Annotated in this window: 18 protein-coding genes and 1 pseudogene; 10 read left to right on the plus strand and 9 right to left on the minus strand. The window is 53.5% G+C overall.

Features of this window, described 5'->3' with window-relative positions:
* Positions 1-47 precede the first annotated feature (47 nt).
* The 5 genes from spoT to D6M16_RS20280 form a co-directional block, all read right to left on the minus strand.
* Positions 48-2,150, minus strand: coding sequence for a bifunctional GTP diphosphokinase/guanosine-3',5'-bis pyrophosphate 3'-pyrophosphohydrolase (gene spoT / locus D6M16_RS20260; protein ID WP_120513707.1), 2,103 nt, complete (start codon positions 2,148-2,150; stop codon positions 48-50).
* 18 nt (positions 2,151-2,168) lie between these two features.
* Entirely contained in the window at positions 2,169-2,444 is a 276-nt protein-coding gene (gene rpoZ, locus D6M16_RS20265; protein ID WP_027250547.1) for a DNA-directed RNA polymerase subunit omega, read from the minus strand.
* A 50-nt stretch (positions 2,445-2,494) separates the two neighbouring features.
* Positions 2,495-3,121, minus strand: a complete 627-nt coding sequence (gene gmk / locus D6M16_RS20270; protein WP_120513822.1) for a guanylate kinase — start codon at positions 3,119-3,121, stop codon at positions 2,495-2,497.
* Between the two features lie 145 nt (positions 3,122-3,266).
* Positions 3,267-4,331 carry a glycosyltransferase family 4 protein gene (locus D6M16_RS20275; protein ID WP_120513708.1) on the minus strand — a complete coding sequence of 355 codons (1,065 nt, stop codon included), beginning with the start codon at positions 4,329-4,331 and terminating at the stop codon, positions 3,267-3,269.
* The gene (locus D6M16_RS20280) at positions 4,328-6,562 is read right to left on the minus strand and encodes a Gfo/Idh/MocA family oxidoreductase (RefSeq protein WP_162941122.1); all 2,235 of its coding nucleotides are present in this window, start codon (positions 6,560-6,562) and stop codon (positions 4,328-4,330) included. Before D6M16_RS20280 ends, D6M16_RS20275 begins: the two co-directional genes overlap by 4 nt.
* 313 nt (positions 6,563-6,875) lie before the next feature.
* On the opposite strand from D6M16_RS20280, the gene D6M16_RS20285 reads away from it, so the two are divergent.
* A complete protein-coding gene (locus D6M16_RS20285; protein ID WP_120513710.1) occupies positions 6,876-7,388 on the plus strand; it encodes a hypothetical protein in 513 nt (170 codons plus the stop codon).
* Between the two features lie 47 nt (positions 7,389-7,435).
* Here D6M16_RS20285 and D6M16_RS20290 read toward each other — a convergent pair whose 3' ends face one another.
* A complete protein-coding gene (locus tag D6M16_RS20290; protein ID WP_120513711.1) occupies positions 7,436-8,518 on the minus strand; it encodes an ABC transporter substrate-binding protein in 1,083 nt (360 codons plus the stop codon).
* Between the two features lie 207 nt (positions 8,519-8,725).
* Between D6M16_RS20290 and D6M16_RS20295 the strand changes: the two genes are divergently transcribed.
* The 3 genes from D6M16_RS20295 to D6M16_RS20305 are packed head-to-tail and all read left to right on the plus strand — an operon-like array spanning position 8,726 to position 11,812.
* On the plus strand, positions 8,726-9,778 hold the full coding sequence (locus D6M16_RS20295) for a FecCD family ABC transporter permease (RefSeq protein ID WP_120513712.1): 1,053 nt from the start codon (positions 8,726-8,728) through the stop codon (positions 9,776-9,778).
* A 3-nt stretch (positions 9,779-9,781) separates the two neighbouring features.
* On the plus strand, positions 9,782-10,558 hold the full coding sequence (locus D6M16_RS20300) for an ABC transporter ATP-binding protein (RefSeq protein WP_120513713.1): 777 nt from the start codon (positions 9,782-9,784) through the stop codon (positions 10,556-10,558).
* Positions 10,559-11,812 carry an MDR family MFS transporter gene (locus D6M16_RS20305; RefSeq protein WP_120513714.1) on the plus strand — a complete coding sequence of 418 codons (1,254 nt, stop codon included), beginning with the start codon at positions 10,559-10,561 and terminating at the stop codon, positions 11,810-11,812.
* Positions 11,813-11,946: 134 nt separating this feature from the next.
* On the opposite strand, the pseudogene D6M16_RS20310 reads toward D6M16_RS20305, so the two are convergent.
* Positions 11,947-12,800 (minus strand): annotated as a pseudogene (locus D6M16_RS20310) (YicC/YloC family endoribonuclease).
* A gap of 190 nt (positions 12,801-12,990) precedes the next feature.
* Here D6M16_RS20310 and rph point away from each other — a divergent pair.
* Positions 12,991-13,707, plus strand: a complete 717-nt coding sequence (gene rph, locus D6M16_RS20315; protein ID WP_120513715.1) for a ribonuclease PH — start codon at positions 12,991-12,993, stop codon at positions 13,705-13,707.
* A gap of 124 nt (positions 13,708-13,831) precedes the next feature.
* The gene (pyrE, locus tag D6M16_RS20320; RefSeq protein ID WP_120513716.1) at positions 13,832-14,473 is read left to right on the plus strand and encodes an orotate phosphoribosyltransferase; all 642 of its coding nucleotides are present in this window, start codon (positions 13,832-13,834) and stop codon (positions 14,471-14,473) included.
* 116 nt (positions 14,474-14,589) lie between these two features.
* Here pyrE and slmA read toward each other — a convergent pair whose 3' ends face one another.
* Positions 14,590-15,180: a nucleoid occlusion factor SlmA gene (gene slmA / locus D6M16_RS20325; protein ID WP_027250562.1), complete on the minus strand. Its 591-nt coding sequence runs from the start codon at positions 15,178-15,180 to the stop codon at positions 14,590-14,592.
* Positions 15,181-15,387: 207 nt separating this feature from the next.
* Positions 15,388-16,599 carry a bifunctional phosphopantothenoylcysteine decarboxylase/phosphopantothenate--cysteine ligase CoaBC gene (gene coaBC / locus D6M16_RS20330; protein WP_120513717.1) on the minus strand — a complete coding sequence of 404 codons (1,212 nt, stop codon included), beginning with the start codon at positions 16,597-16,599 and terminating at the stop codon, positions 15,388-15,390.
* Between the two features lie 258 nt (positions 16,600-16,857).
* Here coaBC and radC point away from each other — a divergent pair, with 258 nt between their 5' ends.
* The 4 genes from radC to D6M16_RS20350 all read left to right on the plus strand — a co-directional run bounded on the left by radC (position 16,858) and on the right by D6M16_RS20350 (position 18,750).
* Positions 16,858-17,532: a RadC family protein gene (radC, locus tag D6M16_RS20335; protein ID WP_120513718.1), complete on the plus strand. Its 675-nt coding sequence runs from the start codon at positions 16,858-16,860 to the stop codon at positions 17,530-17,532.
* A 204-nt stretch (positions 17,533-17,736) separates the two neighbouring features.
* Complete coding sequence (gene rpmB, locus D6M16_RS20340; protein ID WP_027250565.1) at positions 17,737-17,973, plus strand: 50S ribosomal protein L28; 237 nt, start codon at positions 17,737-17,739, stop codon at positions 17,971-17,973.
* A gap of 13 nt (positions 17,974-17,986) precedes the next feature.
* Positions 17,987-18,154: a 50S ribosomal protein L33 gene (gene rpmG / locus D6M16_RS20345; protein WP_002535344.1), complete on the plus strand. Its 168-nt coding sequence runs from the start codon at positions 17,987-17,989 to the stop codon at positions 18,152-18,154.
* Between the two features lie 110 nt (positions 18,155-18,264).
* Entirely contained in the window at positions 18,265-18,750 is a 486-nt protein-coding gene (locus D6M16_RS20350) for a hypothetical protein (RefSeq protein WP_120513719.1), read from the plus strand.
* Positions 18,751-18,753: the final 3 nt, after the last annotated feature.

Consider the following 18,753-nt stretch of genomic DNA (forward strand, 5'->3'; position numbering starts at 1 on the left):
CGGGGCGGGCGTTTGAGTATTCAGTGTTGCTGCGGCAGGCAGACATATCAGTTTTTCTGCCGGGCCACCCGGACCACGTTGGGCATCACCCGGATCCGGCGCATGATATTGGCCAGATGGACACGGCCTTTGGTCGTCAGGCGCACCGTAATGGTATACAGGCGGCCGTCTTTCTCTTCCGTCGACAATCCCTGGATGTTGGACCCTGTATTGGCGATGGTGTTGGTGAGATCAGCCAGTGCCCCCTGGTGGTTCTGCATATCCACTTTGAGGTTGGTGACAAACTCCTGCTCGAAGTCCCGGCTCCATTCAACCGGCATATATTTGTCCGATTCTTTTTGGTAGCCGCGGATATTGGCGCATTCTTCGCGGTGAATGACCAGCCCTTTCCCCGGACTGACATAGGCCATGATCGGGTCACCATGAATAGGATGGCAGCAGTTGGCGAAGGTCAGCAGAATGCCGTCAGCACCCCGGATAGGCATGCGACGTTTGTCATCCGCCTGCGTTTCTTCGTCCAGTGTGCCCAGCAGACGACGGGCAACCACCACACTCATCAGCTCACCCAGGCCAATCGCAGCCAGCAGGGATTCTGCGTCTTTGAGACGCAGATCCTTGAGGACTTTGTCCAGCGTGACCGGTTCAATCTGATCGATGTTCAGCTCGCCCAGGGCATGATTGAGCAGACGTCGGCCCAGGGTGATCGACTCGGTACGGCGCATGGTTTTCAGTACCTGGCGGATCTTGGTGCGGGCCCGCGAGGTCACCACATAGTTGAGCCAGGCCGCATTCGGGCGGGCACCCGGCGCACTGATGATATCGACCGTCTGGCCGTTTTTCAGCGGCTTGCTCAGCGGATAAGGCTGGCGGTCAATTTTCGCCCCGACGCAGGTGTTGCCGACATCGGTGTGCACCGCATAGGCGAAGTCGACTGCGGTCGCGCCGACCGGCAGTTCGACAATCCGGCCTTTGGGGGTGAAAACGTAAATCTCATCCGGGAACAGATCGGATTTCACGTTCTCAATAAATTCAAAGGAGTTACCGGCGCTTTGCTGCAGCTCGATCAGGCTTTGCATCCAGCGCTGGGCTTTGACCTGCGCTGTGGTACCTGAGCTTTCACCGTCTTTGTAAGCCCAGTGCGCCGCGACCCCTTTATCGGCCATCTGATCCATGTCTTCGGTGCGGATCTGTACTTCAACCGGTACACCGTGCGGGCCGACCAGCGAGGTATGCAACGACTGATAGCCGTTGGCTTTCGGGATGGCGATATAGTCTTTCATCCTGCTCGGGCGAGGTTTGTACAGGTTGTGCACCTGACCCAGCACGCGATAGCAGGTATCCAGGTTATCGACCAGCACCCGGAACGCGTAGATATCCATGATGGAATGAAAACGCTGTTCTTTGTTCTTCATCTTGTTGTAGATGGAGTACAGATTTTTTTCACGGCCAAGAACCTGGCCGTCGATCCCCGCATCATGAAGGCGACCTTCAATCTCGGCGTGGATACGGTTGATCATTTCTTTGCGGTTACCACGGGCAGCGGCAACAACTTCTTTCAGTACCCGATAGCGGTTCGGGTACAGCGCCTCGAAACCCAGTTCTTCAAGCTCGGTCTTGATATTGTGAATACCCAGACGGTGGGCCAGCGGCGAGAATATTTCCAGCGTTTCGCGGGCAATGCGGCGACGTTTATCCGGGCGCAGCGCACCCAGGGTACGCATGTTGTGGGTCCGGTCGGCCAGTTTGATCAGTATCACCCGGATGTCATTAGCCATGGCCATGATCATCTTGCGGAAGTTTTCTGCCTGCGCTTCCTTGCGGTCGCGGAACTTGAGTTTGTCCAGTTTGGACACGCCGTCCACCAGTTCTGCCACGGTCGAACCAAAACGACTGTCAAGGTCGTCTTTGGTGACATCGGTATCTTCGATCACGTCGTGGAGAAGGGCTGCCATCAGGGTCTCATAATCCAGGCGCATTTCGGCCAGGATACGAGCAACGGCAATCGGGTGGATGATGTAAGGCTCGCCGCTGGAACGCGTCTGGCCTTCATGGGCGTCTCTTGCGACTAAATAGGCCTGCCTGAGCGCCTCAATCTGAGTCTCAGGCAGGTATTCAATTACAACTTCTTTCAGGCTATCAAAGAGATACAAATTGCCCGCTTCCTTGAATTAGCGCTGGTTACCTGCAATGGCACTGACTGCCGCCAGCTCAGCGGCTTCCTGCTCTTGCATTTCCTGACGCTCACGTGCATCCAGAATGTCTTTCGTGATCAGGCCTTCTTCGATCTCGCGCAGTGCGATCACTGTGTACTTGTCATTCTCTTCAGGAACCAATGGATCCTTACCGCCAGTCTGCATTTGACGTGCACGGCGAGAAGCAATTTGGATCAGGTCGAAACGGTTGCCGATTTTATCAACAGCATCTTGAACAGTTACACGTGCCATCGAGGACTCCAGTGGGTTTAATAAAAAGACGGAAAATTGTACAAAATTACTTACTGTTGCGCCAGTAGCGCAGTCAACATGCTGCTATATTTAGCAGCTTGCTTGTCTTGCTTCAATCGCTCAGCGCGGATGATCGCTTTAAAATCAATTAATGCGACATCAAAATCGTCATTGACGATCACATAGTCGTACTCCGTGAAATGCGAGATTTCAGAGCGCGCTTCATCCATGCGTCTGGCGATAACGGCTTCGCTGTCCTGGCCGCGGGCGTTGAGACGACGCTCCAGCTCATCTTTGGACGGCGGCAGTATAAAAATACTTTTGGCTTCTGGCATCAGAGTGCGGATTTGCTGCGCGCCCTGCCAGTCGATGTCGAGAAACACATCAATGCCTTTATTGAGTTGCTGTTCGATCCACAGGCGTGACGTGCCATAGAAGTTGCCGAACACTTCTGCGTGCTCCAGAAAGGCATTCTGGGCAGCCAGCTCTTTGAACTCTTCCACGCTGACAAAATTGTAATGCACACCATGAACTTCACCCGGACGCATACCGCGCGTGGTGTGGGATACGGAGACTTTCATGTCATAGGTCGGATTGGTTTCCAGCAGTGCGTTGATCAGGCTCGATTTGCCTGCGCCACTCGGGGCCGAAACTATGTATAGCGTGCCTTTACTCATTACCATTGTCACTCAAGTGGAAGAAAGGGCGCGCAGGGTATCACGAACTGCAGCGAAATTGAATCGGCACGTGTAAGTTTCGCCTTTAGACCAAATACTGCGTTCATCATCCTGCTCTTATAAAAAATAGCAGCTTGTTGTTGGGTTAGCGGGGCAGGGACGTGAGCCGAGTGAAATTCTCCAGCATGTTTTGGAAATGGTAGTGCTGGCGGGCTTTCCGGCAATTGGCTTCCCCAATCGCCTGCCAGTGGCGGGGGGTGGACAATAAGCGCTGCAATGCGTCGGCGTAGTGAGCAGGCGGTACCACAAAAGGGGTGTTCTCCGTTGCCACTATAGTTTTCACATCACCGACATCGGTCGCTACCACGGGCAGGGAGGCGGCCATAGCTTCCAGCACAGATAAGGGCATCTGCTCGGTATCGGACGACAGGCAAAAGATATCGCCCTGTGCCAGAAAGCCCCAGACATCATCAATGCGTCCGGCCAGCCTGACACTGTTGGTCAGGTTGCGGGCCGTTATGTAAGTTTCAAGTTCGGTCAGCATCGGGCCATCGCCGCCAATCAGCAGGCGGCTGTGGGGGGCATGGCTGGCAAAGGTGTCGATCAGACGGTGCAGATTTTTTTCGGCGCGTAAGCTCGCCAGAGTGATCAGTGTGGTGACCGCGGAAGGCGGCCCTTTTCTGGCGGCCTCCGGCATAGCAATACCATTAGGAAAATAGTGCAGCCGCTGCGCAGGGATCTGCCAGTGCTGCCTGGCGATGGCCATCAAGGTGTTAGAGGGCACTACCACCTGAGTCTGACCGCTGAGGGCATGGCGGCGGAACAAATTGCGGCGCCGGTAAAGCCCGTTGGCTTCATCCGGGCTGAATCCGTCTTCCCAGTGAATGCCCCGGCACCGGCGCAGCAGGCGATTGCAGAACGCCCACTCTATCGCTCCCCAGTTGTAGGTCATCAGAATATCGGGCTGATGATGGCTTAATGTGTGGTGAATGGCGTGTAAACGCTGCGGCAGGCTCATGGCTTTCAGTTCTGCCATCGGCAGGAATTCCGCCTGTACATCCGGCGCCAGTCGGGACATCGCCTGGCTGGCGCCGTCCAGCGAGATGATGGTGTGGCGATATTGTCCGGACAGGGCGTTGGCCAGCTGCGCGAAGCGGATCTGAGGGCCGCCAACGGCAAAGGTGGAAAACACATGCAGTATGTGAGTCATTCTGATGTCACCTTGTCAGCTGGTACGGGTGGCGAAACGGGTTTTTCAGCACGGGGGGCTTCGGCTTCTGACATAGCAGCAGGCGTGGACCGATGCACCAGGATGGCTTTTTGATAGAAGCAGTCCCAGTCGCTGACCGGCTGCCAGTTCAGCAGGCGCTTTTCGACACTGGTATCAAAACGTGCATTCATGGCGCGGGAGCGCAGATCCCGCAGGGCAGGCAGCGGAGTGCTGCGGCCGGAAAGGCGCTTGATGCTCCATTTGCCCAGCTCCTGCAGATACAGCCAGAAGGTAAATTGCGGCACATAACGGTAGGGACGGCCCAGTCCTTTGCTGATCATGGCCACATATTCGCGCGCGCTGGGGCGCACATCCCCGACCAGATTCAGTGCTTTGCCGGCAATGCCCGGCGCTGTGAGGGCGGAAACCGCGGCGGTGGCGACATCCTCGGCCAGCACAAAAGGCAGGGGATTATGGCCTAAGTTCCAGCCAATAAAGTACTGGTTGTTATTAAAAAAGCCGACACCTGTGTGATTGACCGGCCCGCCCTGGCCGACCACAATGCCGGGCCGGAGCACGACAAGATCTAGCCCTTTGATGTCATGCAGCAGCAGGTGATCTGCCATGGCTTTGGCGCGGGCGTAATGTGCCCGCTGAGCAGCGCCGGGATCGGGCGGGGTGCCGCTGTGAATCACAGTCCTGTCGCTGCCGAGATAGAGCGAGGCGATGGAGCCCAGATGCACCAGGCGCGTGATCTGGTGTGTCTGACAGGCCTGGGCAATAAACCGGGCCGAATCAACCATGGCGTGCTGAACGGCTTCCCAGTCTCCACTGGCACCGCCGTGGGCGAGATTGATGACATAAGTGGCACGCCGCACCGAGGCATCCAGGGCGGCAGGGTCACACACATCTCCCCGGATCAGCTCAATAGCAGGCTGGTGATAAAAAGCAGGTAAGGCCTGAATATTGCGCGCCATGATGCCGACCGAATAGTGTTTGTTCAGTAAGTGTTGCACCACATGACGGCCGATAAAGCCGGTACCGCCAATCACCAGTACATCGAATGGCGGCTCAAAAGGCTGATAGCCCTCTGGCGTAACGGCGCGATTAACCGGCGTTTTAGCTGCGCTCAGCCGATCTGCCCCCTGGCTTTGGCTGGCCAGATGATGGCACAGCGCCACCAGATCGCGGCCGAATGCCCCATCATGCAGTAGGGGCTGCCCGGTAGAGATAGACTGATAAAACTGGTCAATACTGGTTTTCATCGACAGGAAAAAAGGGTCCTGCGAGGCTTTCAGGCCGGCTGTGGTCAAGGCATAGTTTGCTAACTGCCGCATTCCCTGAGACAGCAGGCTGCCTGCCTGTGTACAGGCGGTCACGGCGTTATCCAGCGCAGGCAGAAAGCGACTGCGGCTTTGCACTGTGACTTGCTGACGGACAAAATCCAGGCTCAGGCAGCCGTCTTCGCCGGTGATCTGCATTTCCCACACCGGAAAGTCCTGGCCCATAGCAAAGGCAAAATGTAGCGGGATGTCCAGCTCGCCGATGGCATCCAAGCGCTGAATAAAAGGCTGGCCATTACTGAGATGCCGGGGCTGAGTGATTTTCGCCACCATCTCAGCCATTGACTGTGCTGTCGGGCGTCCGAACAGACTCATCAGTTGCGACAGCGGATGCACGGCTTGCTCCAGCAGTAAGTTAACGGGCTGGCGGAACATCCAGTGGCTGAACTGGCCGGCTGCCAGCTGGCGTAACGGCATCTCATAGCGCAGGGAAACCGATTTGACCGGGCCAATGTCATTGTCGGCCAGATGCTGTTTCGCCCGGTCCATCACAGGGTGAAAAATGAAATTCTGATTAACGGCCAGAGTGACCCCCTGTTGTTGAGCCAGGGCAATCAGCGCATCGCATTCCGCTTCAGTTTCAGCCAGGGGCTTTTCGACCAGCACATGTTTGCCGTGGCGGAGAAGCTGGCCTGCCAGCGCATAATGCAGATTGGGCGGGGTAAGCACATGGGCGGCATCAAACGCTGTTTCTGCCAGCGCTTGCTCAATGGTGCTGAAGCACAACGGAATATTATGACGCTCCGCCAGTGCCTGTGCGGCAGAGCGATTGGGATCGACCACAGCACAGAGATTAATGCCATCCAGAGACCGGATCGCGGCAGCGTGAACATCTGAGATGTAACCCGCACCTATCAGGATGACCTTATTGTCTGTTTTTGTTGTCATGCTTTTGCCCTTCTGCATTATCTCTTGAAAATCAGTGGCTAGCTGCGGCTTTCAATTGAACTTTTATGCTATTTTTTCGCCGCTATTGTTAACTATAGTCAGTGAAGGCAGGTACTGAGCTGTGACCTCGCAAAGTCATGCAAAAGTTAAGATGAGAAAACGAAAGCCGCGAGAGGAGGCGAGTGATTTATTCCTGTCTGAATCGGGATTGAGCAGGATCTGCTACTCTGAATAAAATCAGGCTGACCTGTGCCTTATACCGGGCTGGGCGACTGATGCTGTTGATCACATCTCTGCCACGGAGCTCCTCAATATGGCGATTCGCCTCTTCTGTCTCGGTCTGTTTTTGCTGTTAACCGGATGCGGCAACACAGGAGCAGGTTCATCGGGTCCGGCCAGCTACCATTACAGCAATGAGTGGTGGTACGACGATTACCTGTATTACTGGCACCATTATCATCCCAACTGCTGTCAGGGTGATGGTGAATACAAGGAGGTGATGACCCAGTGGTGGCAGAGCCTGGATCCAGATAAGCAGCAGGAGATCAAAAACAAGTTTGACAACTGGCAGGGTGATCGTGCGGATATTGCCGACAATCTGCCGGCGGTCAAAGCCCGGTTTGATCAGAAATGGCAGAGCCTGCCGCCGGCTACCCAGCAGCGCGTCAGGCAGCAACTGCAAAACCGCCGCGCGCAGGGGCCAGTTGATCGCTCAGCCATTCAACACCATCGTCCGGCGTTTCAGCGCGGCATGATGAACCATCCTAATATTGGCGCGGGTCACTTGCGCGGCCAGGGGGGCGGCGGACTGAGGGGCGGGATGTAACCCAGCAGCAGTCTGCCTGATTTAATCAGCCCAGTTGGGATCAATGATTACAGCTGAGTGACAAAGGTACCCTCCGGCGTAACGGGGAGGTATTTGCGGTAGAAGTCCAGATAAGCCTGCTTGGGGTTAAGATCGCTGAACAACTCTGGGTACAGGGCTTTGGCATAAAACTGGATCATCGCGCCATCCATAATCGTTCTGCATGCCCCGTGGTAGGCGGCGTACATACGATTGTTCCGGACGGCGGAAATGGACGTCCAGCCAAGGCGGTTTTTAAAGCCGGCTAAACGCTGCTTGGCGAATGCCTCCTGGACACCTTGCCCCATCACCATTGCGTCATTCACACTGCCTGATTCATAACCTGTCATGATAATGACGTCTGGGTTGGCGGCAATGATCTGCTCCGGATTCAGTTTGCCCCACCACTCAACATATGGCGCGGAAATGTTGTCTCCGCCGGCCATGGTGGCAATGGCTCCCCACATGTTTTTACCGAATGTGTAGCCAACGTCATTGATACCAGCAGCACCGTATTCTGTATAGACTTTGGGTTTTTCCAGGTTGGCCGAAGCTAAGCGCTGATTGATCATTTCGATATTACGACGGTATTCACCGGCTATTTTTTCGGCTCTTTCTTCCTGCCCGGTAATCACACCTATCAGTTGGGTGCTTTTGAGATGGCGCTCAAGCGTCTGGGCGTTGTAATCGACAACAATCACAGGGATGCCAGCGCTTTCGATGCGCTTTATTTCTGCGCCTAATGCTTTGTATTGCCAGTCAGCCAGCATCAGTAAGTCCGGCTGCAGGCTGATCACTTTTTCAACGGAAAACGTATTGGTATCAACGCGGCCAATGGCTGGAATGTCTTGTAGTGAAGGGCGGTGTTTGACATACAGCTCCCAGTTCGCTGAACGTGCCTGCCAGATATATTTCGACATGCCGACAACATTGTCATAGGCCGCTTCTGTGCCGATTGCCATATAGTCTTCCGGATAAAATCCGACAATGGCTCTTTTCGCCGGCGCGTCAAAGGTGACTTCTCTTCCCAGCACATCCGTGACTGTGGTGATTTCTGCCAGCGTCGATGCACTGAACATCAGTGCAGCAAGGCTGAGTAACTTTTTATACATCAATGGGAACCCTGATTTTATTATCAATACCGGCCAGCACAACCAGATACTCACTTAGCCACTAATCATAATTCGTTCAATAACACTTATGCAAACTATTATCATTTCTGGTAATGTGCGTACGGAATAAAATCAGCCAGTAGCCTGGCCATTGTGGGTGCCTGGTCGCAAGTGTTAACAAATCAAATACATATCGGGTAATGACAGATGCAATCTGCAGCAGTATTACAAGCCATTGAGATACAAAGAAAATACGAATACCGGCGCATGGTTGTGCTCATCATGTTCTGTCTGGTTTTGATGGCATCATTTGTGCTTGATATTATGAGTGGTCCATCCATGCTGGATGCCACCCGCGTCTTGCATGCACTCTTTCAGTTTGTCGGCTTACCTTTTCAGGTAGACAGCTCCACACAAATCATTGTCACTGATTTACGACTACCGATTGCATTGATGGCGATTGTGGTAGGAGGGGCTCTGGGAGTCGGCGGGGCTGAGATGCAGACCCTGCTCAACAACAATATGGCCAGCCCGTATACATTGGGGATGGCCGCGGCGGCAGGGTTTGGCGCTGCAATGACGCTGTATGTCGGCTCTTTAGGCATAGAGAGCTACTATGCCGTTCCAATCGGGGCATTTATCTGTTGCATGCTGTCGGCCTGTTTCCTGTTCGCTCTGGCCTCTATGCGGCATATCAGTTCAGGGCAGCTCATCTTAGCGGGTATCGCCTTACTGTTTCTCTTCCAGTCACTCCTTTCACTCGTGCAGTTTGTCTCGTCACCGGAACTCAGCCAGCAAATTCTATTCTGGCTCTTTGGCAGTTTGTCAAAAGCGACTTGGGGCAACCTGATGATGACGGCAACTGTGGTGATCTCAGGATGTTTCTTTTTGATGAAGGATTCCTGGAAGCTGACTGCGTTACGTTTAGGAGAGGAGCGTGCGAAAAGCGTCGGGGTGAATGTGAAGCAGCTGCGCCTCAAAACACTGTTTATTGTTGCTCTGATGACGGCAACGATCACCAGTTTTGTGGGGATCATTGGGTTTGTGGGGATTGTAGCACCCAACATCGCCAAAATTCTGGTGGGTGAAGATCAGCGATTTTTTTTACCGCTCTCGTTTTTGATTGGTGCCTTTTTGCTGTCTACGGCTTCGGTACTGTCTAAAGTGATTGTTCCGGGTGCTTTGTTTCCTATCGGCATCGTTACCGCCATTATTGGGGTGCCGTTTTTCTTCTGGCTTATTATCGCTAAGCGGAGCTAATACATGTTGACTGTCGATAAGGCCAATATTCAGCTTGGCTCACTGACCTTAGCCCGTGATATGAGCTTTGACTTAAAGCCAGGGCAGATCACCGCGATTCTCGGGCCAAACGGCACAGGGAAAAGCACCCTGTTAAAGACGTTATTCGGTGAGATTACACTTAACAGCGGCGAGATTGCTTATCGTGGCAATCGCTTGTCTTATAAATCGTTAGCACAGTGGCGACATCAATTTGGTTACATGCCGCAAGATATCAGTCTGGATGTCAATTTAACTGTCATTGAAGTGATCCTGTTAGGACGATTGGACGCCCTGAGTCTGCGTGTCGACGATAAGACGCTCAATCAAGTGCTGCATATTCTCGACAATATCGGGATTTCTCATCTGGCTAACCGGAGCGTTAATACCCTCAGTGGCGGTCAGTGCCAGATGGTGCTGTTTGCGCAAGCTTTAATGCGTGATCCGGCGATCATGATGCTGGATGAACCTGTCAGTGCGCTTGATCTGCATCACCAGCATGTCTTGCTGGAGCATCTGGTCAGCCAGACCCGGGAGAAGCAATGCATTACTGTGATGGTATTGCACGATCTCAATCTGGCCGCGCAGTATGCCGATAACCTGCTAGTGCTTAAGCAGGGTGATCTCGTCGCTTGCGGGCATCCCAAACAGATCCTGACATCAGAATTGGTTGAAGAGATTTATAACGTGGAAGCTCAGGTGATCACTGATGACAGTGGCGTACCGTTTGTGCGCACCCTGCGTTCGAAAAAGGCGGCATAAGTGCGGTGGCACCATTTCACCAATGACTGGCGATTACTGTCGGCGGCCGGTCGCGTTCTGGTGTTTAACAGTTTCAGTTTTAATCTCGGTTTTTACATGTTGCTGCCGTATCTGGCTGAGCATCTGCAGAATCTGGGATTTGACGGCTGGTATATCGGACTGATCATCGGCCTGCGTGTCCTCAGCCAGCAAGGCTTGTTCCTGGTCGGTGGCACCTTAGGCGATCGGTTTGGCTACAAACTGATGATACTGTGGGGCTGCGCCGTCCGCATTGTGGGCTTCTTTTTGCTGGGTGTCAGTGACAGTTTTACCGCGATTCTCCTGGGGGCTTTCTGTACCGGGTTTGCCGGTGCGCTGTTTACCCCGAGCAGTCAGGCGTATCTGTCGTCCGAATACCCTGAGCCGAGTGAACGCCAGCGCGTTTTTGCGTTACAGAACCTGGCAAAGGAAGCGGGTATGCTGATTGGCCCCCTGATTGGTCTGACACTGTTCTACGTCAGTTTCAGTTGGGTCGGGTTGTCGGCGGCCTGCGTGTTTTGTCTTCTGTTTGTGCTTCAGTGGCATTATCTGCCCAAAGATAGCTATATTCCGAGCAGCGCAGAGAAGCAGGGGTTTCTGAACGACTGGTGGTTAATGCTGAAACATAAAGCGTTTATGCACTTCGTGTTGGCCGCCAGCGTCTATCAGATCCTGTTTCACCAGCTTTACCTTGCCATACCTCATCAGGCCAAGGTGCAAACCGGTACACCTTCTGTTATTACCTGGGTATTTATGGTGTCCTCCTTCATGGGGGTGCTGTTGCAACTGCCCGTCAGTCACTGGGTGGATAAAACGCTCGGTGTTGCCAAAGGCATGGGCATTGGGATGGCGCTGATGGGGAGTGCCTTTCTGCTTCTGAACCTGCGCTTTGAACCCTGGCTGCCACTGCCGTTTGTACTGTGTGCCATGCTGCTGAGCGCCGGTTCGATGATGGTTTACCCGCTGATAGGTGCTTATGTACCGCGCTTTGCCGAGCCGGCGAAACTGGCGAGTTATTACGGACTGCATGCCTGTATCGGTGGATTCTTTGCATTTGTAGGCAACTGGGGCGCGGGCTGGCTGCTGGACTTACCGGATTTTCACACTGGCTGGCTGTGGCTGACATTCGCGGTACTCGGCTCTCTCTCCGGGATTGGCTTGTTTGTGCAGGTCAGTAAGCAGGAGAGAAGCGAACAGCAACCGCTTGGTGTCTCAAACGACTCAATCGCAGATTGAACATAGCCATGGCACTAAAACGGAAAGTGAGGCCGTGCCGTTGGCTGAAAATGCAGGAAAGCTTCTTTAAGCTATTAAAAAGCCCCTTAAAACAGGGGCTTGGTAAGAGTTAGCGAAAGTAAACGCAAAAAATCTTATTCGATGTTCTGGATCTGCTCGCGCATCTGCTCAATCAGCACTTTGAGTTCAACGGCTGAGGCGGTGATCTCTGTGTTAATGGACTTAGAGGCGAGGGTGTTCGATTCGCGGTTGAACTCCTGCATCATGAAGTCCAGGCGTCGGCCACAGGCGCCGCCTTTTTTCAGGATCTTGTGGGTTTCTTTGACGTGAGAATCCAGGCGGTCAAGCTCTTCGGCGACATCGCTCTTCTGCGCCAGCAGGATCAGTTCCTGTTCAATGCGGTTGGCATCCAGCTCAACTTTGGCTTCTTCCAGGCGATTGAGAATGCGATCGCGTTGCCACTGCATCACTTCAGGCATCAGCGCGCGAACTTTGCCGGCTTCTTCTGAAATCGCGGCCAGGCGCTGGTCAATCAGATCTTTCATATTGGCGCCTTCGCTGGCACGCGCTGCCAGGAAGTCGTCCACTGCGCCGTCAGCAACTCTTGGTTGATGGTGTCCATGTCCTGCTCTGGCGTTTCCATCACACCGGGCCAGTTCAGAACCTGAAACGGGCCGATATTGCCTTCACCTGCCGCTTCTTTGACCCAGCTTGCTGCCTTGATGACCTGCTTGGCCAGTTGCTCGTTGATGCGCAGTTCGCTGCTGGAAGCCGGGTTGGCTTCAAAGCGCAGGCTGCACTCCACTTTGCCCCGGGCCAGACGCTGACGGAAGCGCTCGCGCAGGACAGGTTCCAGGCTGCGGAACTGCTCTGGCAGACGCAGATAAGTTTCCAGGTATCGTTGGTTTACCGAGCGGATTTCCCAAACGGCACTGCCCCAGTCGCCTTTTACTTCGCGACGGGCATAGGCGGTCATACTGTGAATCATTGGCTGTCGGCCCTTAAGAAATGATGGCTTGATTATACGCGCCGGTGCGAATAATGGAAATCTCTCCTCGGCCGGCGGATGCGGACAGGCGTGCACTGCGACGCAGATCTGGCTATAATCGCCGGTTAATGTCTGTCGGCCGCACAGCGGCTTTGTTATCAGCGCTCAATATCAGCCAAGGTGAAACCCGATGCGTCCAAGTGGAAGAAGTGCCAGTCAAGTTCGTCCTATTACTATCACCCGTCATTTCACTGCCCATGCCGAAGGGTCGGTATTGGTTGAGTTCGGCGATACCAAGGTCATATGTACTGCCAGTGTTGAAGAAAGTGTGCCACGCTGGCTGAAAGGAAAAGGCCAAGGCTGGGTGACGGCTGAATATGGCATGCTGCCACGCGCTACCCATTCCCGTAACCGTCGCGAGGCGGCCAATGGGAAGCAGGGCGGCCGGACACTGGAAATTCAGCGTCTTATTGCCCGCAGCCTGCGTGCAGCGGTGGATCTGGAAGTGCTGGGCGAGCAGATGATCACTGTCGACTGTGATGTGATTCAGGCTGACGGCGGCACCCGTACCGCTTCTATCACAGGTGCCATGGTGGCGCTGACCGATGCCATCAATCTGATGCTGGAAAAAGGTCAGCTGAAAAAGAGCCCGCTGAAAACCACTATCGCTGCCGTGTCTGTCGGTATTTATCAGGGTACGCCAGTGTGCGATCTGGATTATGCGGAAGATTCGAATGCTGAAACCGATATGAACGTCATTATGAACAGTGATGGCAAGATTATTGAGATTCAGGGGACGGCTGAAGGTGATGCCTTCAGTACGGAAGAATTAATGGAGATGCTGTCGTTAGCCAAAGACGGCATTGCCGAGATCATCACTATCCAGCAGGCGTCGCTGGAAAGTTAATGTTTTTGGAGCGGTTCCTGTCGGAGCCGCTTTTTTTTGCCTGCAGCACGCTAAGGCTGCGGGGATTGACCGGCCAGCGCCCGTGTCTGGCTGAAGCATGCGACCAATCGCTCGAGGAGAAACAATGAAAGCATATCAGCGTCAGTTCATCGAATTTGCTTTAGAAAAAGGTGTATTGAAGTTTGGTGAGTTCACCCTGAAGTCTGGCCGTCAGAGCCCGTATTTCTTTAATGCCGGCCTGTTTAATTCAGGTCGCGATCTGGCGCGCCTGGGCCGCTTTTATGCCGCGGCACTGGCTGATTCCGGTATTGAATTTGATGTCTTGTTTGGTCCTGCTTATAAAGGCATTCCGATTGCCACCACGACAGCCGTTGCGTTGGCTGATCACCATGATGTGGATACGCCATACTGCTTTAACCGTAAAGAAGCCAAAAACCACGGCGAAGGCGGCAACCTGGTGGGCAGCCCGCTGGAAGGCCGTATCATGCTGGTCGATGATGTGATTACCGCCGGCACGGCAATCCGTGAGTCGATGGAAATCATTAAAGCCAATGGCGCCGATCTGGCCGGTGTGCTGGTGGCCATTGACCGCCAGGAAAAAGGCAAAGGCGAACTCTCTGCGATTCAGGAAGTGGAGCGTGATTTTGGCTGTGCGGTGATCTCTATTGTTTCTCTGGGTGATGTGGTGAGTTATCTGGAAGAGCAAGAGGGCATGGATGCGCATCTTGAAGCGGTGAAAGCGTACCGTGCTCAGTACGGTATCTGATTCGGCTTGTTACAGCGCAGTAAATGCCAACGAGGAAGGGCTGGCCGTGTGCCAGCCCTTTTTTCTGAGTTCTGCGTGCCGCTGTATACTGAGTGCAATATAAGAGAGAGAAAAGGTTAGCTCAGCTGGCCGGTCAGCAGTTCCCAGTAGGCATCGAAATTATCGTTCGGCTTGTGACGGAAACTGGAGCGCACAAAGCGGTTATAACTGCCCTCTACCTGACCCAGCAACTGGGCGGATAAGAGGTTTTCATCGATAGGGAAACCGCGGCCTTCGCGCAGTTTGCGTTCACGCAGGATCTGGCGCAGCTGAGTTTCAATGCGCTCGAACAGCTGGTTGATACGCGATTGTAACCTGTCTTGCTCAAACATCAGGGCATGGCCTGTCATGATGCGGGTGAGCCCGGGATTGCGCTCAGCAAATACCAGCAGTAGTTGCAGTACCATACGCAGGCGGGTCATGGTGTCTTTTTCATCATCCAGAATACGGTTAATGCGCGTGGTGATCGAGTCTTCAATGAACTCGATGAGGCCTTCAAACATACGGGCTTTGCTGGGAAAGTGGCGATACAGCGCGGCTTCGGAAACGCCCACCTGAGCAGCCAGTTTCGCTGTGGTAATACGCTGACTGCCTTGGTTTGATTCCAGCATTTCAGCCAGCGCTTGTAAGATTTCTTCGCGGCGGTTGTTTTTTTTATTGCCAGCCATGAATAACCGTTCCTTTTCGATATAAGACTGTGTCCGGACAGAAAAAGCCTGACTATCTTAGCCATGCGCACAGGGCATGGAAAGCATCTGGATCAGGCAGTGTTATCTGTATCGACAGCCAGAGTGTAAGCTTGAGAGCTGGCTGCCAAAAATGAATGAACCGCTGAGTGTTTTTACCGGTTTCGCTGAGAGTTCAACGAAATAGGCTCAGTGATGTTCTTTATAGCGGTTGATGATCTCAGTAATTAATTGGCGCCCCAATGATGCTTTGTCTGTCAGGGGCAGTGCCTTGTCACCGTTCTTCCAATACAGGTGCAGGGCATTGGTATCACTGTTAAATCCTTGGCCTTGCTGTGCGACATCATTAGCACAAATCAGGTCGAGGTTTTTGCGCTGCAGCTTGTCCTGCGCATAGCGGGCGACGTCCTGTGTCTCGGCGGCAAAGCCGACAGTAAACGGTCGCTGCTCAGTCAGGGCGGCGACACTGGCGATAATATCCGGATTTTTCACCAGTTTCAGTACCAGCTCGTCCTTTCCAGGCTGCTTTTTCATTTTTTGTGAAGCCATTTCCGCCGGGCGAAAATCGGCCACCGCGGCGCAGCCAATAAAAATATCATGCGCCTTTGCCTGCTCAGTGGCGGCCTGATGCATATCAGCCGCACTGTCGACATCAATGCGAATGACGCCAGCCGGGGTAGCAAGGTTGACCGGGCCACTGATCAGCGTGACGCTTGCGCCGCGTTGTGCCGCGGCTTGTGCAATGGCAAAGCCCATTTTGCCTGAGCTGTGGTTGGTGAGATAACGCACCGGATCCAGGGCTTCCCGGGTCGGGCCGGCCGTAATGGCGATGCGGACACCGGCCAGATCCTGCGGCTGGAAGGCGTTTTCCATCTCCGCAATCAGCGCCATAGGCTCCAGCATCCGGCCCGGGCCGATATCGCCACAAGCCTGCTCGCCGCTGGCAGGGCCCCAGATCTGATGTCCCCGGCTCGCCAGTACGGCCAAATTTTCCTGGGTGGCAGGCTGGCGATACATTTGCTGGTTCATGGCCGGTGCCACAGCAATCGGCGCGCTGGTGGCCAGACATAAGGTTGTCAGCAGATCGTTACCCATGCCAGCGCGAAGGCGGGCGATCAGATCGGCTGAGGCGGGAGCCAGCAGAACCAGATCGGCCCATTTCGCCAGCTCAATATGGCCCATGGAGGCTTCGGCGGCGGGGTCGAGCAGGCTGTCGGCCACCGGGTGACCAGAAACGGCCTGCATGGTAAGCGGGGTAATGAATTCCTTGGCGGCCGGGGTCATGACGACGCGAACTTCTGCGCCTCGTTCAATCAGACGCCGTGTCAGCTCGGCACACTTATAGGCTGCGATGCCACCGCTGATCCCCAGAAGTATTTTCTTTCCTGCCAGTGTTTTCATTCGATTGCCTGTGTCGTGAAAAAACTGGCAACAAGATATCACCAAAGCGACGAGGTTTCATCGCTTTAGTCGCGAGAAAAATGTCTGTCAGGCTGTGACGGATGATCGAGATCGAGTAATCACTCGACCCAGCACGGCGGGCACTCTGTAACAAGACATCAAAGCTGCGCCTGTCGCCGCATTTTCAAGTGGCGGGCTTTGTACAGAACGTGACTTTGCGTTTCTTTTGCACAGACACAGTGAAAGGATTGAAACGCCATGGTATTGAAACATTTGCCTGCGGAGGCGCGTCCCAGGGAAAAACTGTTACAGCGCGGCGCCAATGCGCTGTCGGATGCGGAACTGCTGGCCATTTTTTTACGTACAGGCCTGCCGGGCGTGAATGTGATTGAGCTGGCAGGCCAGTTGCTGGACGAGTTCGGTTCTCTGCGCGCCTTACTGGCGGCGGACTGTAAAACCTTTTGTCAGCACAAAGGGTTAGGGCCGGCTAAATATGTTCAGTTGCAGGCGGTACTGGAGATGAGCCTGCGTTATTTATCCGAGAAACTGGCAAAAGGTGAAGCCCTCAGCAGCCCTGAATACACGCGCCAATATTTAAGCCAGATGCTGCGTGATCGCCATCGCGAGGCATTTTATGTGTTGTTTCTGGATAACCAGCACAGGGTGATTAGCGGGGAGGTGATGTTCGAAGGAACGATTGATGCCGCCAGCGTCTATCCGAGGGAAGTGGTAAAAAGATCACTGGAACTTAATGCAGCGGCGTTGATTTTAGCGCATAATCACCCCTCAGGCGTGGCGGAGCCAAGTCAGGCCGATCGGCGAATTACTCAAAGGATCAGCGATGCGCTGGCCTTGGTAGATATTCGGATCCTCGATCATTTTGTCGTCGGAGACGGGGAAGTGATTTCTTTTGCTGAAAGAGGATGGCTGTAACTATCAAGCTGATTATTGTTCAGCTTGATGTCAAACTAGGCCGAAATTGATCAAAAAGACGAGAAAGGATCTGCTCGGGACTTGAGCAACTGGTTTTGACTTAGTATAATGCGCGACCTTTGATAGCTTCGGTTAGGTGGAATGCTTTTTGCGTTCGGTTAATCGCGGTTGATATCGAGCTGAAACGATTTGGAGAAGACAGTAATGTCCCGAGTATGCCAAGTAACTGGTAAACGTCCTGTAACGGGTAACAACCGTTCACACGCACGTAATGCCACCAAGCGTCGTTTTCTGCCGAACCTGCAAACTCATCGTTTCTGGGTAGAAAGCGAAAAACGCTTCGTTAAACTACGTCTTTCTGCGAAAGGCATGCGTATCATTGACAAGAAAGGTATCGATACCGTTCTGTCTGAAATGCGTGCTCGCGGCGAGAACGTTTAAGAGGATTTGAAGAATGGCTAAAGGCATTCGTGAGAAGATCCGTCTGGTATCATCTGCCGGCACAGGACACTTCTACACTACCGACAAAAACAAACGTAACATGCCAGGCAAATTTGAGATCAAGAAATTTGATCCAGTTGTTCGCCAGCACGTTATGTACAAAGAAGCAAAAATCAAGTAATTGGTTTATTTTGCTTTTTGATAAAAACCCAGCCAAGGCTGGGTTTTTTTATGGCTGTCGGTCAGGAAGCAGATTATGATCACTCACTCATACTTAGTGCTGGAGAGACGATGAAACTGTCGCGCAAGGGATGGAACAACATCATCATCATTGGGGTATTGCTGTTTTTAGCTATGATTCAGTTGCCGGAATTGATTCAGCAGCGCATGACGCAGGCCACCCCGGCCGAGCAGCAATCTGCCGGGCTAGTACGCTTGCTTCCGGCTGACAGCCGCATTGAAAAGCTGGTGCTGCCGAATATTATTTTCAGTCGTCACAATGAAAACTGGCAATCTGAACCGGCCATAACAGATGATCCGTCAGCCATCGTGGCAAACTGGCAGGATGTCGCCGGTACTAACATTGACTCAGAAACCTTCGCCCAGCTCAATGATAAGCTCGACGCGCCACGCAGCGTGGAAGTGTGGCTGGAGAATCACGAAGAACCTTACCGCCTGACTGTGTATCAGCTTCCCCAGTTCTGGTTGTTACAAAACTGGCAGGGCGAATGGCTGGCGATCACGGTTGAGGCCAGCTACCTGTTCCCTGAAATCTGATAT

Origin of the sequence: Photobacterium salinisoli, from assembly GCF_003614885.1 — a bacterium.
Taxonomy (GTDB): Bacteria; Pseudomonadota; Gammaproteobacteria; order Enterobacterales; family Vibrionaceae; genus Photobacterium; species Photobacterium salinisoli.

What these genes read in the sequence shown, in the direction of transcription:
- rph (WP_120513715.1), top strand. Translation starts at nt 12,991, where the DNA reads ATGCGTCCAAGTGGAAGAAGTGCCAGTCAAGTTCGTCCTATTACTATC.
- slmA (WP_027250562.1), bottom strand. Translation starts at nt 15,180, where the DNA reads ATGGCTGGCAATAAAAAAAACAACCGCCGCGAAGAAATCTTACAAGCG.
- gmk (WP_120513822.1), bottom strand. Translation starts at nt 3,121, where the DNA reads ATGAGTAAAGGCACGCTATACATAGTTTCGGCCCCGAGTGGCGCAGGC.
- D6M16_RS20300 (WP_120513713.1), top strand. Translation starts at nt 9,782, where the DNA reads ATGTTGACTGTCGATAAGGCCAATATTCAGCTTGGCTCACTGACCTTA.
- D6M16_RS20295 (WP_120513712.1), top strand. Translation starts at nt 8,726, where the DNA reads ATGCAATCTGCAGCAGTATTACAAGCCATTGAGATACAAAGAAAATAC.
- D6M16_RS20350 (WP_120513719.1), top strand. Translation starts at nt 18,265, where the DNA reads ATGAAACTGTCGCGCAAGGGATGGAACAACATCATCATCATTGGGGTA.
- rpmB (WP_027250565.1), top strand. Translation starts at nt 17,737, where the DNA reads ATGTCCCGAGTATGCCAAGTAACTGGTAAACGTCCTGTAACGGGTAAC.
- D6M16_RS20290 (WP_120513711.1), bottom strand. Translation starts at nt 8,518, where the DNA reads ATGTATAAAAAGTTACTCAGCCTTGCTGCACTGATGTTCAGTGCATCG.
- radC (WP_120513718.1), top strand. Translation starts at nt 16,858, where the DNA reads ATGGTATTGAAACATTTGCCTGCGGAGGCGCGTCCCAGGGAAAAACTG.
- D6M16_RS20280 (WP_162941122.1), bottom strand. Translation starts at nt 6,562, where the DNA reads ATGACAACAAAAACAGACAATAAGGTCATCCTGATAGGTGCGGGTTAC.
- rpmG (WP_002535344.1), top strand. Translation starts at nt 17,987, where the DNA reads ATGGCTAAAGGCATTCGTGAGAAGATCCGTCTGGTATCATCTGCCGGC.
- pyrE (WP_120513716.1), top strand. Translation starts at nt 13,832, where the DNA reads ATGAAAGCATATCAGCGTCAGTTCATCGAATTTGCTTTAGAAAAAGGT.
- D6M16_RS20285 (WP_120513710.1), top strand. Translation starts at nt 6,876, where the DNA reads ATGGCGATTCGCCTCTTCTGTCTCGGTCTGTTTTTGCTGTTAACCGGA.
- rpoZ (WP_027250547.1), bottom strand. Translation starts at nt 2,444, where the DNA reads ATGGCACGTGTAACTGTTCAAGATGCTGTTGATAAAATCGGCAACCGT.
- D6M16_RS20275 (WP_120513708.1), bottom strand. Translation starts at nt 4,331, where the DNA reads ATGACTCACATACTGCATGTGTTTTCCACCTTTGCCGTTGGCGGCCCT.
- coaBC (WP_120513717.1), bottom strand. Translation starts at nt 16,599, where the DNA reads ATGAAAACACTGGCAGGAAAGAAAATACTTCTGGGGATCAGCGGTGGC.